The sequence below is a fragment of the Acinetobacter sp. TGL-Y2 genome (assembly GCF_001612555.1).
Lineage (GTDB): Bacteria > Pseudomonadota > Gammaproteobacteria > Pseudomonadales > Moraxellaceae > Acinetobacter.
The window spans coordinates 1,152,053-1,165,489 of the sequence record NZ_CP015110.1; the positions used below are offsets into that span (position 1 = coordinate 1,152,053).

The 13,437-nt window shown below is 37.3% G+C and carries 12 protein-coding genes; 8 read left to right on the top strand and 4 right to left on the bottom strand.

Annotated features, from left to right (window positions below; genetic code table 11):
• Nucleotides 1–11: 11 nt before the first annotated feature.
• Both AMD27_RS05350 and AMD27_RS05355 read right to left on the bottom strand, forming a co-directional pair.
• Nucleotides 12–476 (bottom strand): IS1 family transposase, encoded by a 465-nt coding sequence (locus AMD27_RS05350; RefSeq protein ID WP_067656583.1) that lies wholly within the window; start codon nucleotides 474–476, stop codon nucleotides 12–14.
• On the bottom strand, nucleotides 469–750 hold the full coding sequence (locus AMD27_RS05355; RefSeq protein WP_067657355.1) for a transposase-like zinc-binding domain-containing protein: 282 nt from the start codon (nucleotides 748–750) through the stop codon (nucleotides 469–471). Before AMD27_RS05355 ends, AMD27_RS05350 begins: the two co-directional genes overlap by 8 nt.
• A 557-nt stretch (nucleotides 751–1,307) precedes the next feature.
• Here AMD27_RS05355 and AMD27_RS05360 point away from each other — a divergent pair.
• The 6 genes from AMD27_RS05360 to AMD27_RS05385 all read left to right on the top strand — a co-directional run bounded on the left by AMD27_RS05360 (nucleotide 1,308) and on the right by AMD27_RS05385 (nucleotide 9,178).
• Complete coding sequence (locus AMD27_RS05360; RefSeq protein WP_067657358.1) at nucleotides 1,308–1,547, top strand: hypothetical protein; 240 nt, start codon at nucleotides 1,308–1,310, stop codon at nucleotides 1,545–1,547.
• Between the two features lie 1,914 nt (nucleotides 1,548–3,461).
• Nucleotides 3,462–3,908: a hypothetical protein gene (locus AMD27_RS05365; RefSeq protein WP_067657361.1), complete on the top strand. Its 447-nt coding sequence runs from the start codon at nucleotides 3,462–3,464 to the stop codon at nucleotides 3,906–3,908.
• 66 nt (nucleotides 3,909–3,974) lie between these two features.
• Complete coding sequence (locus tag AMD27_RS05370; RefSeq protein ID WP_067657364.1) at nucleotides 3,975–4,520, top strand: M23 family metallopeptidase; 546 nt, start codon at nucleotides 3,975–3,977, stop codon at nucleotides 4,518–4,520.
• 279 nt (nucleotides 4,521–4,799) lie between these two features.
• The gene (locus AMD27_RS05375) at nucleotides 4,800–5,114 is read left to right on the top strand and encodes a hypothetical protein (RefSeq protein ID WP_067657367.1); all 315 of its coding nucleotides are present in this window, start codon (nucleotides 4,800–4,802) and stop codon (nucleotides 5,112–5,114) included.
• A gap of 329 nt (nucleotides 5,115–5,443) precedes the next feature.
• Nucleotides 5,444–6,271: a PhzF family phenazine biosynthesis protein gene (locus tag AMD27_RS05380; protein ID WP_067657370.1), complete on the top strand. Its 828-nt coding sequence runs from the start codon at nucleotides 5,444–5,446 to the stop codon at nucleotides 6,269–6,271.
• Between the two features lie 117 nt (nucleotides 6,272–6,388).
• Nucleotides 6,389–9,178, top strand: coding sequence for a M16 family metallopeptidase (locus AMD27_RS05385; protein WP_067657373.1), 2,790 nt, complete (start codon nucleotides 6,389–6,391; stop codon nucleotides 9,176–9,178).
• Between the two features lie 88 nt (nucleotides 9,179–9,266).
• Here the strand turns inward: AMD27_RS05385 and AMD27_RS05390 are convergent, their stop codons facing one another.
• Together AMD27_RS05390 and AMD27_RS05395 are read right to left on the bottom strand one after the other, a co-directional pair.
• Nucleotides 9,267–10,331, bottom strand: a complete 1,065-nt coding sequence (locus AMD27_RS05390; RefSeq protein ID WP_067657376.1) for an amidohydrolase family protein — start codon at nucleotides 10,329–10,331, stop codon at nucleotides 9,267–9,269.
• A gap of 162 nt (nucleotides 10,332–10,493) precedes the next feature.
• The gene (locus AMD27_RS05395; protein ID WP_067657379.1) at nucleotides 10,494–10,889 is read right to left on the bottom strand and encodes a DUF3144 domain-containing protein; all 396 of its coding nucleotides are present in this window, start codon (nucleotides 10,887–10,889) and stop codon (nucleotides 10,494–10,496) included.
• A gap of 116 nt (nucleotides 10,890–11,005) precedes the next feature.
• On the opposite strand from AMD27_RS05395, the gene AMD27_RS05400 reads away from it, so the two are divergent.
• Nucleotides 11,006–11,638, top strand: a complete 633-nt coding sequence (locus AMD27_RS05400) for a hypothetical protein (protein ID WP_067657382.1) — start codon at nucleotides 11,006–11,008, stop codon at nucleotides 11,636–11,638.
• 86 nt (nucleotides 11,639–11,724) lie between these two features.
• Entirely contained in the window at nucleotides 11,725–13,434 is a 1,710-nt protein-coding gene (locus AMD27_RS05405; protein ID WP_067657384.1) for an ATP-binding cassette domain-containing protein, read from the top strand.
• The last annotated feature ends 3 nt before the right edge of the window (nucleotides 13,435–13,437 follow it).

The following is a 13,437-nucleotide window of genomic DNA, read 5'->3' on the forward strand; positions in this document are numbered from 1 at the left end:
CTTGGTAGTGTCTAAATATGACGTGTTAACCACTTATCTTTCATGTCTTGATTGTATTTTAATAAAAACATATGCAAGACAGCTTCATGATTTTCTTTCTTCTTCGAAAAGCTTAAAGTTTTCCGTGTAAAACGCCCTAAGCGATTTCTTAATGTGGCATTGAACCGCTCAACATGGTTCGTTAAACCTGTATGTTTACCTACAGAGCGATGGGTACCAGGATCAAACACCTCAGCATAACTTGACCAATAATCACTACATGTTGCTAAATTAAAGTAGCTTGAGGGAATACGGCAACGTAAATCTGTACATGTTTTATCATTGCGCTGACCACATACATAAGCGACGACCTGACGTGTACGACAGCATAGTGCAATCCAACTCCAAACCTTATGACGACGAGCTTTTACAAAGCTCCAAAGTTCATCCAGTTCTAGAACATCTGTTGGATGAGCATCAAGTAATTCGTCACTCAATTTCCTGTTGTTTACTTTTTTTTATCCATCCCATGAGCGTTTGAGGTGCAACACCAAATAGACGCTGCATGCCTCTTAAACTGCCTCGTTCAAGATAAGTATTGATGATGAGTTCTTTTTGCTCTTCGGTATATTTGATTTTAGGTTTGAGCACACTTGATCGGCCGCAATCTTTACATCTGAACTGCGCATTCCCGCTTTTATTGTGTCCATTCTTATAAATATTTGCTGATTGGCAACGGATACATATGTAGCTTATCGTTTCTATGATCATGTTTAAGGTCTATTACTCAGGTATTTTTAAGTCTATTCTAGATTGAACCACGTTAATTTTGCACACTACCGATTATCTAAAGTGGTGTGATTGAACGTTGTATGCAAATGAACTACTCCCAATTGTTAAACGATGTTAGATACAGTTGATTTAGGGTCGAATCTTACCTAGCGCAGCAATTGAGAATAGGATGTGGTTGTTCTTTAGTCATTATTGTTTAATTACCAATCAAGTTGTTAATAAATATAACTTAATCGCTACATTTGAGTACATTGCTTCAGTACTTTCTATACTTATTTATGAAATTTTGAGTGATATATTATTGTCATTCCTACAACGTAAAACAAAAATAAAAATATTTAAGTTAAAAACCCACTTAATTTGACAGAGTTAAGTGGGTTTTTATTGTCCGTAACGCCTATTCTCTCGAATTCTATGGATTTAAAACAACAAATTGGGGGCTCAATCCAATAACCTCATCCATCGTTGGGGTTTTGACATTAACTTGTCATATAAATAATCAATAATATGTTTTTTATTTTTGAGATTGATTTTAAATGCCAGACCTCACTGTTAAGAAATTGGATGATATTCTTAAAGAGTCTACAGTTAAAAAAATTAAGCCTGAAAAGATCCTATTAGGTTATAAGGCATATGGCGAGTTGATGAATGATCGTAATTTTTTCGATGAAGTGGCAGGATCTGCGATGGATCCGAACAAACGAACATATAAGAATATTAGGATTAAAGTTACTCAAGATGAGTACCAGATTGAAGTGAAATTTTCAAAAAAATAAGTTGATATAAAAAACTATCATTTGATGGTTTTTTTTGTACTGGAAAGACAGTGAAGATTTAAATTTTTCACTAGGTCTTCTAAGTTACTTGGCCAAAGTATAGGGTACACAAAGCCTCTCAGATTCTAGATCTTGAGAGGCTTTTCTTATGGGGAGGGGGGAGATCAAAGCTATTTGGATTTGAGTAAATCGATTAATTAGATGTCTGGGCGAGAACCCAAAAATCATAGCACTTCTGTAGCAGACAAGAAGGTTTAGGTACATTTAACCTGTATTTTATTCTATCAGGCAAAAGTGTAGAGCGCGTATGGCAAACTAGGTGTGAGGCAATAGAAAATGGTAATGGATTGGAGTCTGAGGTGAACACAATATAAGCCAATAAAAATCTTAAAAAGCGCAGGAAAAATTTAGAGTGTTTGAATCATTATACTCATTTGTTTTCTACATTTTTGATTGAGCAATCATAATTTTTCGAGTGTAAAAAGACCATTCAGCAGATATCAATGATTGAGTGCAGTTGAAGCGGGTGTAGTAATGATTAAATGTATATGATTGAAACAACAACCAAAAATGATTTATGGATAGACATGCATTATATTTTAAGGCACTTACTAGGGGATATCCCCATTTTGATGTACATATTTTAGTCTTTAGAAATCTTCTATTAAAATATTTGATCTTGACCCTTAAATGCAGCTTTTAAATATGCCACAAAGAGAATCATAACAGATGAAATTGGGGTGAAAATTATTAATCATTAATGCGTATAGCCTAAGCTTTGTTTTGATCACCATTCATCTACAATGCCTATCCAAGCCTACCCATGCCTAAAGCCTTTTGCGACGTTCATCTCAATGAGGCTGATTAAAGTCAATGCCCAGCATCCACTGAAATGAGTCGGAAAAATTGTTTAAACACCTTGATCGATCTAGCGTCGGTATTATTGTCGATTTAGTCGCTTAAACAAACCCAGTACCAAGCGATAGATTAAAACAGGAATGCTTAAGAGGATCAGAATAGAAAGTATAAATGATAACCAGATCGGCACACCCAATCCAAAAGATAAAGCAAATACTATACCCGCTAAAGCCTAAATTGGATTTAGCTCAGACAAGCCAAAATCGCCACCACCGCCTGAAAAGAAATAGCTAAATGATAAAAAAGAAAGAAAAGCAATTAAGCCACTAATAAATTTAAATACGTTCATTAAACTACCCTTTGATTACTATTCATCCCAAACATTTGCCCTATGCTGAAGCATTTTGCGATGATCTGCCCACTATTTTGCAGGGCGATAAGATGCTCTAGCTTGATCTTCATCAGCATGGCCTGGTTATGCTTCAATCCCATTTGATTTATAGCCAAGACTATTTAATTCAGTAGATGCTGTTGCTCAGAAGTCATCTGCGGTGACTGATTTTAATCTCATATACTTACGTATTCTATTTAAAGTAATGCTCAAAAGCATATTGTTGGGATCATAAGGCAGAAGGAGGGCATACTTTCGGTCACTCATGTGCTGTTGGATTAATAAGTCATAAAATTAATCTAATAGAGGAGCAACATGCACACGGTTTTTCTTTATTGTCGGCTCTTATTCGGTTCCTCTAAATGACTTTGAAAAAGTGATAGTCTTAAATTTATAATTTACAAATGTTCATTCTATATATGTGATTTCAGCCGTTCTTAGCATAGATTAAAACCTAGCAAGTACAACATTTCTCACTGTTGTTGGGTCGTTATAAGGATTAAAATTAGATCTAAGCTCAGACTTTTCCTGCTTCTTCAAAGGTTGTGATTCAATATATGGAATAGAGTGAATGCCTTATATCTATAAACTTTCTGATTCTTGATAAGAAGATAAAAAGTGATGATTCAAGAACAAAAGATTATTTTTTCGCTTATGCACTAAAGTTGAAGTTAATCTCATTTCAAGCGGTCAACGATTGGCTCTATTCAACGATTGAAAAGCAAGAGCTGGTTGATTGTCCCGATCATTTTTTTGAAATGGCGAGCATGAATGAACATCAATTGTTAGAATTTTTTGTAGAGCAACGATTTTATATTCGAGCCACGCCTGAAATTGCCAAAATGTTATTTCAGTACTTTATGAGTGAGAAAGATATGAGCGATGCAGCATCATTTCTTGCATTTAAAAATTACAGAAAAATGTACGAGATCGCTATTTATTTAGGTTTATATGGTTTGAGTAATCGCATTGCTTGGATTGACGATGACGATTATATAAATTGTGCATTTCCAGATTTAAATTCCATTAATTATTTACAATTTGTTGAGGAAATTTTGCTGGATATCAATCGGTTTATTCATGATCCAGATGCTGAAGAATGGCGGATATAGGCTCAACTCAGGACTTTTTTCTATTTAGCATTATAAAATGAATTTTTAATTTTAAGAGAGTGATTCATGAAATTGGCGTCATTTGTTCAACTTTTTGTGACTGTTGTTTTTATCAGTTTTTTAACAGGCTGCCAGCCACCTCCATCGGGTGATGCTGCAGGTATACAATATCCTATTTTGTATTGGAACTTAAAGCAGCAAACTTTAGTTGCACCACTTTCTATGCCTGTTGAAGGGGTCAAATCGCGCCAGATCCAAGATACATGGGGCGCTGCGCGAAGTGAAGGGCGTAAGCATCAAGGCATCGATATTTTTGCCAAACGAGGAACACCCGTGATTAGTGCGACCCAAGGCATGGTTTCACAAGTGGGTTTAGATACACTTGGCGGCAAAGTGGTATGGGTTGTGGGTCCACAGCTGAGTCGACATTACTATGCACATTTAGATGACTATGCAGCAGAGATTCAAGTGGGTGATTGGGTTGAGATAGGTGAAGTACTGGGCTATGTGGGCAATACTGGAAATGCCAAAAACACGCCACCGCATCTGCATTATGGCATTTATTTAAGTGGTCAAGGTGCAACCGACCCTTATCCCTATTTAAACCCTTAAGCCTAAGATAAAGTTAGCTTTTATGTGAATATGTATAAAATTTTGAATGCTAAATCTATTGATTCATTTACGTAATTTTGGGTAAGTATCTGCATTCATTCTGTGATTTAAGTAAAAATAAAAATATTCTGTCTAATGATTTAATTCATTTTTTCCATACGACGCATTACATTGCGGTATTTAGATACACCTTAGCGCTCGCAGTGATCGAATATTGGAGTAAGTTAAATAGATCGTATTCGCTACGATTCAATAATTGATAATTCATGGAGAAATGAAATGAGTAATCTACAAAATCAACATCAAAATGAAAACCCAAATCAACCGAATCAAAACCAGCAAAACCAGAATCAGCAGCAACAACAAAACCCAAATCACAATCAACAACAGCAAAATCAACAAGACGAACAACGCCGTCAGCAACAACAGCAAAATGATCAAAAAGATCAGCAAAATCCCAAAGATGGCAATCAACGTCAGCAAAACCAACAAAATCCACAAGATGGCAATCAACGCCAACAAAATCAACAAAACCCTCAAGACGGTAACCAGCGTCAACAAAATCCTCAAGATCAGCAAAATCAACAGCGTTAATACGCTACCCTCACACTGATCACAGAAATGTGATGGGGGTGTTTGATCTTAGGGACGAGATCAGCTAAAACGCAGTTGTTCTGAAACCCCTTATTTATTTTCAATAAAAAAACCCTCATCTGAGGGTTTTTTTATATTTCTTAGATGAGCATTTGAGATGACGTCATTTAAACCTATTGACTTGCCTAACAGGGCGCTAAACTTGGGCCAATGTGTAAGTAATGGTAAGTATTCGCAAGCAATTTCAACAAATAAAGATAAAATGCGTATCAAGATTTTTAGTCCCTTTGGGGGGCTAAGAGAAAAAATAGAGTGATGGAGAAGTGGCAATGAAAATGTACCAAGTCGATGCGTTTACAACAGAATTATTTAAGGGCAATCCTGCTGCTGTGATTGTCACTAATGACTGGTTAGATGTATCTATGATGCAAAATATTGCCGCTGAAAATAATTTGGCTGAAACTGCCTTTGTGAAAATCATCGATGATGAAAATTATGAAATCCGTTGGTTCACCCCGAAAGTAGAAGTCGATTTTTGTGGTCATGCCACACTGGCCAGCAGTTTTGTATTATTTAAAGATTATACCCAAGCCAAAACCTTACAATTTCATGTCAAAAACTTAGGTATTTTTACCATCACCCAAGCGAATGACGGCAAGATTCAAATGAATTTTCCAGTGCGTGTGCCCCACAAAGTTGAAGAATATCCCGAACTGTTAAATGAAGTAATTGATCGACCGATTCAAGCGGTGTATATGAATCAACAGGCTTACATTTTGATTTGTGCATCTGAAGCAGATGTGATTGAGGCGAAACCTAATTTTGCCATGATCAATGCGATTGCTGAAGCTTATGAAGTCAGCACTGCGATTACAGCTTCAAATGCTTTAGATATTGCACTGACCGCAGATTCTAAACATTATGACTATGTGGCGCGTTATTTTGCACCGCATAAAGGTATTAATGAAGATCCAGTGACGGGCTCAATGCATACAGGTTTAGCCCCACTTTGGGCAGAAAAATTAAACAAGAAAAGCTTGGTCGCGTATCAAAGTTCAGCACGTGGTGGAACCTTGTACTGTGTTTTAAAAGATCATGATCGTATTGAAATTTCAGGTTATGCCAAGCTATATATGACCGCTGAAATTGCGCTTTAAATTGTACCATTTTTGAGCCTAAATCTGGGTTATACGTGAGCATAATAAAAAAGCTCAACATCAACATTTTAGTCAAGAGCATTTTATTTTCTTGATTTTTACATTATTGGACATTGTATGTTAATGCGGTTTAAAACACTGAGTCTTTCGCTGTTAATGCTGGGTATTAGCTCAGGCGCCATGGCGCAAGCTGTTTTGGTCAAAACAGAACAAAATATTGAAGAATATAAATTAGACAATGGTCTTCGCGTTATTTTGGCACCCAACGATAAAGAAAGTAAAATCTTTATGAATATGGTGTATTTAACTGGTGCTTTAAATGATCCGAAGGGTAAGGGTGGTTTGGCACATTTGTTAGAGCATTTGGCATTTAAAGGCACTCAAAATGTCAAAGGCGAAGAATTTCAGCGCCGTTTAGATCAACATACCCTCATGAGTAATGCCAGCACAGATTATTACTCAACCAAGTACACCAGTGTGATTCGTCCTGAGAAAAATGCTTTAGATGAAATGGTGTATCTCGAAGCTGAGCGTATGGATAAATTGGTCTTACAAGAAAAATTTGTTCCTTCAGAAATCTCGATTGTAATGCGTGAACGTGAAGTGCGCATGGATCAACCCTTTTCGGTATTGATGGATCAGATGTGGAAATCTGCCTATGGCAATCAGTATTTAGGTCGTTTACCGATTGGGGATTTAAACGAACTTCAGTCGATTAAGATGAATGAGCTGAATCAGTTCTATCGTTCTTGGTATGCGCCAAACAATGCGGTCATGGTCGTCGCAGGTAAGTTCAACAAGGCGGATGTGTTAAGTGCGATTGATAAAAATTTCAGCCCGATTCCTGCACGTAGTATTCCAGCGCAAGTCAAAGTACCAATACTCGATTCTACTAAAATGGTAGATCGTCAGTTTGTGGTGAAAAAAGGCAGTGATTTAGCCAAATATAATATTTATTTAAACGGTAAAGATCAAAAAAGACAAAAGGCATTGGTCTTGTCTCCGTATTTATTCACCATGCAACCGAGTGGACATCTATACAAAGACGTGGTGGAAACTGGTACGGCGACGCAAGTGCAATCGACCACATGGTTAGCACAAGATTTTAATTTGGTGTTTATGGGTGCAATCTATGCACCGAATCATGATGCCAAAGAGGTGGGTAATACCCTCATTTCAAGTATTGAGAAAAAACAAAATTTTAATGACACAGAACTAAAACGCATTAAAAATTTAATTCGTAATAGTCAAGAAAGCATGATGTCGAATGCCTCTGCTGTCGGTGAAATGCTCAGTGAGTATGTGGTGTCATCAAACGGTGACTGGACGCAGTATTTTAAAGACCAAGCAGATGTGCAAAAGTTATCTGTAGATGAAGTGAATCAAGTATTGAGTCAATTTTTGATCCCCCAGCATCGTATTTCAGGGGATATCAAACCTACCCCTGAGGATCAAAAAAAAGCGCAACAGCAAAAGTTAGACACCGAACAAGCCCAGACCTTAGATCAAACCCAAGCTGAAGCTGAGCCACTCAAAGATGTATCTGTATATCAGGCTGAAGTTGCGCAGTTTGTGAAAGCCTCGAAAAGCTATTTGGAGGTGACTGAACAAAAGATTCAACGCGGTAAACTCAAAAATGGTATGCAATATGCGCTATTCCCGACGACAACGCGTGATGATAAAACCTATGCCACAATTTCTGTCAATTTTGGTACCGCAGAATCGTTGTTTAATAAAGCTGAAATTATTGAGTTGACTGCCTATTTGCTGTTACGTGCATCTGATCAATACAGCTTACAAGACATTGCGGATAAATCGATTGAAGCGGGTGGTCGAGCAGTGGCAAGTGCATCTGAAAATGGCATGACCATTCAGATCACAGCCAAAAATGAACATTTTGAAGACTTCTTCAAATATATTATTGAAGTGATGAAAAATCCGAAATTTGAGCAAAGCCAATTTGATCTGATTAAATCGCAAAGTTTGTCCAGCTTAAATCGTCCTTATACTGAACCTGAAACTGTGGCGGCATTGACCATATCACGTTTGATTGAAACCTATCAGCCGGGAGATTTGCGCTATCACTTTGAGCCTGAGCTTGCCAAGAAACAAATGCAAGCGGCAACGGTTGAGCAAGTTAAACAGTTGTATCAAGAATTTTTCAGTACGGATCATGCACAGATTGCCATTACTGGTCAGTTTGATGCCAATGCGGTATTGAAATATTTAAATAAAAATATGACTACATGGAAAGTCAAACAAAGTTACGCGCGCTTAAGTTCAAGTCATAAAGACTATCCCGCTCAAAAAGTTCATGCTTTAGCAGAACAGCGCGAGTTTGGTAATTATCAGGGATTGCTCACGCTTCCTGTGGGAGCCGATCATCCTGATGCTGCTGCACTGATTGTGTTTAGCTATATTTTAGGAGATTCACAGTTATCTTCGCGTTTAGCCATGGAGCTACGTGAGAAAAATGCTTTGGTCTATGGTTTTGGAAGTGACTTGAATCTAGATGCTTATAGTGATGTGGGCGCACTCATGATCAGTGCGAATTACACGGCAGGCAAGTCGACGCAAGTATCACAAGTGGTACATAAAGTGTTGAATGATCTGCTCAGCCATGGCGTGACAGAGCAAGAGCTTGAAGCAGCCAAAGCCAATATCATGAAACAGCGTGTGACCATACTTGAAGATGAGCGCCGTATTCATGGCATGTTAAATAGTCAACTTGAACGGGGTAAAAACATGCAAAGTCGTGCTGTACGCGATCAAGAATTTGCCAAATTGACGAAATCAGATGTGGGTGCTGTGATTAAAAAATACATCAAGTTGAATCATTTGGTCGAAGTCATGGCAGATCAGTATGCTAGTGACAATGCTGCTCAAAACAGTGAAGCTCAAAAATAAGATTGTTAAAATCAAACTTAAAAATAACAGCTAAACTGAATCAAATAAAAAACTCACTCTAGGTGGGTTTTTTATTATCTAGAATTTCTTATAAGCGATAAAACTGTTTGGCTGTGTGATGAAATACTTGCTCAACCGCATCAGGGTGGTAAGCTGCCACTGCATCACTAAAAGCATCGATGAGATTGACCAATGACGTGCTGACCCGATCCATGGGGAAGTTGGACGCGAACATGACCCGATATGGTCCAAAGCTTTGCAACACATGATTGATTAAGGGGAAAACTTGATCTAGAATTTCTTGCTTGGTTGCCAATTGTTTGTGGGTGTGAAATTGATGACCCAGCACAGGCATAAACAAACCTGACATTTTGGTATAAACATTGGGGCATAGTGCCAGTTCAGCCATGTCTTCTTGCCAGCGGAACATTATGTTGTCTCTTGCCGTTTGAGTCAGTCCTGTATGCTTACCAACTTTCCCAAACAACCCTGCTGGCGTACCAAAATGATCCAGCACAATAGAGGTTTCCGGGAACTGTTTGGCAAGGCTGATTACATCGTACAGCTGGGTAGAATACACCCATGCATCAAAACTCAAATTATACTGGGCCAAGGCTTCAAAGCCTTTTAGGAATTTTTTATGGGTATATAAATGCGCTTCATCTGTCCATGCATGAATCGCTAAATCCTCATGAAAGGCCGCCATTTTACGTATGCCTCGAAAGTGAGGCGATGCCTTGTGATGCATTTTTAATATTTTCTTAAAATTGCTGTCTCGTGGATCGGCAGCAGCCACAATACCACCCAGACTTAAACCATGAGTGTCAAAGGGAAGTGACTCAATAAATTTAGTTTCTGCCACCACACCTTTGGCGGATTGATTTTTCCAGCTGGCTTCGACATGCACCACTTGCGCAGCCCTGTAATGCCCCAGATCTTTTTGATAATCTTGAGGTAAATAGGGCGCAGTAATATGGCTCGTCAGGCCCAATGTATCAATTAGGTCTTTAGGTTTGGCCAAGCGCACGATTTTATCCAGTAGATAAGGATGTTTGCCGAATAGTTTGACTGCTGTTGCTGCAGCGTGCGGAGTGTTATATGGATCCCACTGATGGATATGCGCATCGATCAATGCAAAATCTAGCTGCTTCATTCTTGTTCCTTTTTTGAGTCATCCTGAATTTTAAAAATACGACAAAAAACCGCTATTTTGAATTATATTTTTGTCCAAAATTATGAAGGAAATAGAAAGCATAAAAAAAGCCCACTTGGGCTTTTTAGAATGAAGACTGCTCGATACAGCACCACACAAATTTTAAGATGTCGGTTTGTGCTCATGCTTATTGGCATGGAATTCTTCGTTATGACGGAAGCGAAGATAGTTTTCAAACTGCTCACAATATTCGTCGTAATTATCTTCAAGCATCATTTGAAACTGTTGCATCACATACGACATGACTTGCTCTTTTGCGTCGCGCATTTCATTGCCATCTTTAAAACCATTGGCTGCAACCCATGTGTTAAATCGTGCTGTACCAAACAACATCGCAGCACTGACTTGACCGCGAATTTCAGCAGGTTTCACCGTTGAACCTTTTTCAATACGGCAAAATTCATTGGCTTGTTTAATAAAATCATCAGCACGCTCAAAGAAAGCCGCATTTAACGCTTCTTCTTCGGTTACATCAGTTGCTTCAATTTTTTGAACCATGAACTGTTCCTAGCTTAAATATCTAATGCGCTATTATAGGCAAAGCCTTGCATAAACTAAACCTTTGCCTTAACCTAAAAATAGCCTAAGCTAATTTAACCTTATCGGTGATCGCCATGCAGGATGCTATTGCAGTTCAAAGTCTTAAAAGTGATATTGCACTACTTCGTCAAAATATCTGGCCACCTGTGAATCTTGCCAATGTTGAAGGTCTGCCTATTTATTATGGCAGTAAACAGCAAGTGGATGACTATTATCGGCAGTGGATAGGTTTGATCGAAAGGGCGCAAGATTTGTTTCAACCGTTCATGGAAGATGACGTTCCTGATGCGATTCATTTACCCAGCCATTTAAATCTACCGCTCTTTTATTTTCATGTTGATCGTATTCGAATCAATAAAACACGAGCAAAAGAATCTAAGACTTTTCGAGGGATCGCCAGTCTCGTTGAAAAATGTGGGCAATTTGAACCTGAACAGGTGATGGCTATGTCGCGTTGGTTAGATACAGATGACACAGCGGCGTTGGTGGTGCATCGTGAATTTGTCGATTTAAGAACCTATGTATTTCAGCATGGTCAAAGTGATTACAGCCGTACACGTTTTTATGTGAATGGTATTGTGCTCAGTACAGAATCTCATTTTGAACTGGTGGATGCACGAGATAAACCGCGTAAGCAGCGTAATGACAGTTATAGCGACCCATTGGCGGACAATAATACGTGGCGGGTGTTTGGCAAGAATAGATAGCTTGATTGTATATTTGATTACAAGATCATTCTTTAAATGAACAATCCATCACATTTATGATATCTAAAAAATGTGAATAAGCCTTAATGACTGATCAAAAAATTCGTACATTTATTAAAGTTTGGAAGATTTCAAAAAAGTTTTATCCCCATCCAGAACCCTATTTATTGGTGATTAGTGTTTGTTTGTTAGTGACAACACTTTTGAGTATTGGTTTACCATATCTATTAAAGTTATTGGTTGATCAATCTCAAGTTGGAAATAAGGAATATTTTTTTAGAGATTTTTTCAGCATTGATCTACTTTATTTATTGGCTTTAGCTTATGCATGCGGTTGGCTGATCAATCAAATCATTAACCAAGTGGATGGGTTAATTAGTTCGTTCTTGTTAAGGAGATTAGACTCCTCTCTTATTTTTGAAGGAATGAGAAATTACTTTAAATTAAAATACGACGTTCAAAAAAAACAAGATGCAGGTGTATTTAATACCAATTTATTGCGCGGGTCGGCTGCATTTGGTCAAATCCTTTATACCGTTTTTTTTATTATTATGCCTGTTATTTTTCAAATCGTTGGTATGGTTTGGGTTCTTTCAAATAATATTGATTTTAGCTATGGATTGTACTTTTTAAGTTTTTCGATTTGCACAGTACTATTATCTTTGTTGATCACTTTTAAGACAAAAGACTTTTTTACAGCCATGTATGAATCACGGAATCAATTGAATCAATTTATTATTGAAAAAGTACAAAGTAGCTATGACATTAAAGTGAACGGTGCAACGGCCTTTGAATTAAATGCTTTTGAAAAAAGAATCAATCATTACATCACACAATCAAAAAATACCTACAGTAAAATCACTATATTTATGTTGTATCAAGTCGCCTTTGTTGGGTTTTTCCTGTTTGTGTTTATGGCTTTATCGGTGTATTTATTCCAACAGCATCGCTTTACTTCCGGTGATTTTGTACTCATTAGCAGCTATATTATTAGTCTAACCATGCCGTTGATGATGATGTCGCAAAGCATTATTCGATTGCGTGGTGATTTTATTGCACTAAGCAAATTCAATGATTATTTTGAATATGAAAAGGATGAGTTTACTCAACACTCCACTCGTTACTCCAATGTATTTTATCATTTTCAAAATGCTGAATTGATTTTAGGTAAGACCAGCTTAAAAAGCTTTAATTTTAAAATTGAAGCGGGTAAATTCTATGTGGCTGTGGGTCGAACAGGGATTGGTAAAACCAGTTTTATCAATTATCTTATGGGCTTACAACAAATAGAAAAAGGACAACTTTGTTATAAAAATATTGATATCAGTGATCATTTTTCATCACATATATTTAAAGAAATCGCTTTCGTAAGCCAAACACCAATCGTGTATTCAGGAACATTAAGGCAGAATTTAGTGCACAACAGCATGCTCGATATCAATGATGATGAGTTAATGTCATGGTTGGAGAGATTTGATTTAATAAAACTCCTTGATAAAAACAATATTGGTTTAGATAGTGATATCCAAGATATTTACAAAAGCTTCTCAGGCGGTGAAAAACAAAGAATCAGTATTATTCGTGCGCTGCTAAAAAAACCACAATTACTTATTTTAGATGAGCCTACAGCAGCTTTAGATGAGTTAACAAGTCTCAAATTAATGCCGATGATTCGTGAACAGGTGAGCACGATTTTTATGATTTCACATGCAAATTACGCAATTGAATTTGCAGATGAAATCCTTGATTTTAATGCATTATTAAAAAGTAACAGTTTTAATGATGTTTTGATGTGATAG

Excerpts from the sequence above, each read along its gene's own strand:
- AMD27_RS05355 (WP_067657355.1), bottom strand. The coding sequence starts at position 750 with ATGATCATAGAAACGATAAGCTACATATGTATCCGTTGCCAATCAGCA.
- AMD27_RS05360 (WP_067657358.1), top strand. The coding sequence starts at position 1,308 with ATGCCAGACCTCACTGTTAAGAAATTGGATGATATTCTTAAAGAGTCT.
- AMD27_RS05370 (WP_067657364.1), top strand. The coding sequence starts at position 3,975 with ATGAAATTGGCGTCATTTGTTCAACTTTTTGTGACTGTTGTTTTTATC.
- AMD27_RS05375 (WP_067657367.1), top strand. The coding sequence starts at position 4,800 with ATGAGTAATCTACAAAATCAACATCAAAATGAAAACCCAAATCAACCG.
- AMD27_RS05380 (WP_067657370.1), top strand. The coding sequence starts at position 5,444 with ATGAAAATGTACCAAGTCGATGCGTTTACAACAGAATTATTTAAGGGC.
- AMD27_RS05385 (WP_067657373.1), top strand. The coding sequence starts at position 6,389 with ATGTTAATGCGGTTTAAAACACTGAGTCTTTCGCTGTTAATGCTGGGT.
- AMD27_RS05390 (WP_067657376.1), bottom strand. The coding sequence starts at position 10,331 with ATGAAGCAGCTAGATTTTGCATTGATCGATGCGCATATCCATCAGTGG.
- AMD27_RS05395 (WP_067657379.1), bottom strand. The coding sequence starts at position 10,889 with ATGGTTCAAAAAATTGAAGCAACTGATGTAACCGAAGAAGAAGCGTTA.
- AMD27_RS05400 (WP_067657382.1), top strand. The coding sequence starts at position 11,006 with ATGCAGGATGCTATTGCAGTTCAAAGTCTTAAAAGTGATATTGCACTA.
- AMD27_RS05405 (WP_067657384.1), top strand. The coding sequence starts at position 11,725 with ATGACTGATCAAAAAATTCGTACATTTATTAAAGTTTGGAAGATTTCA.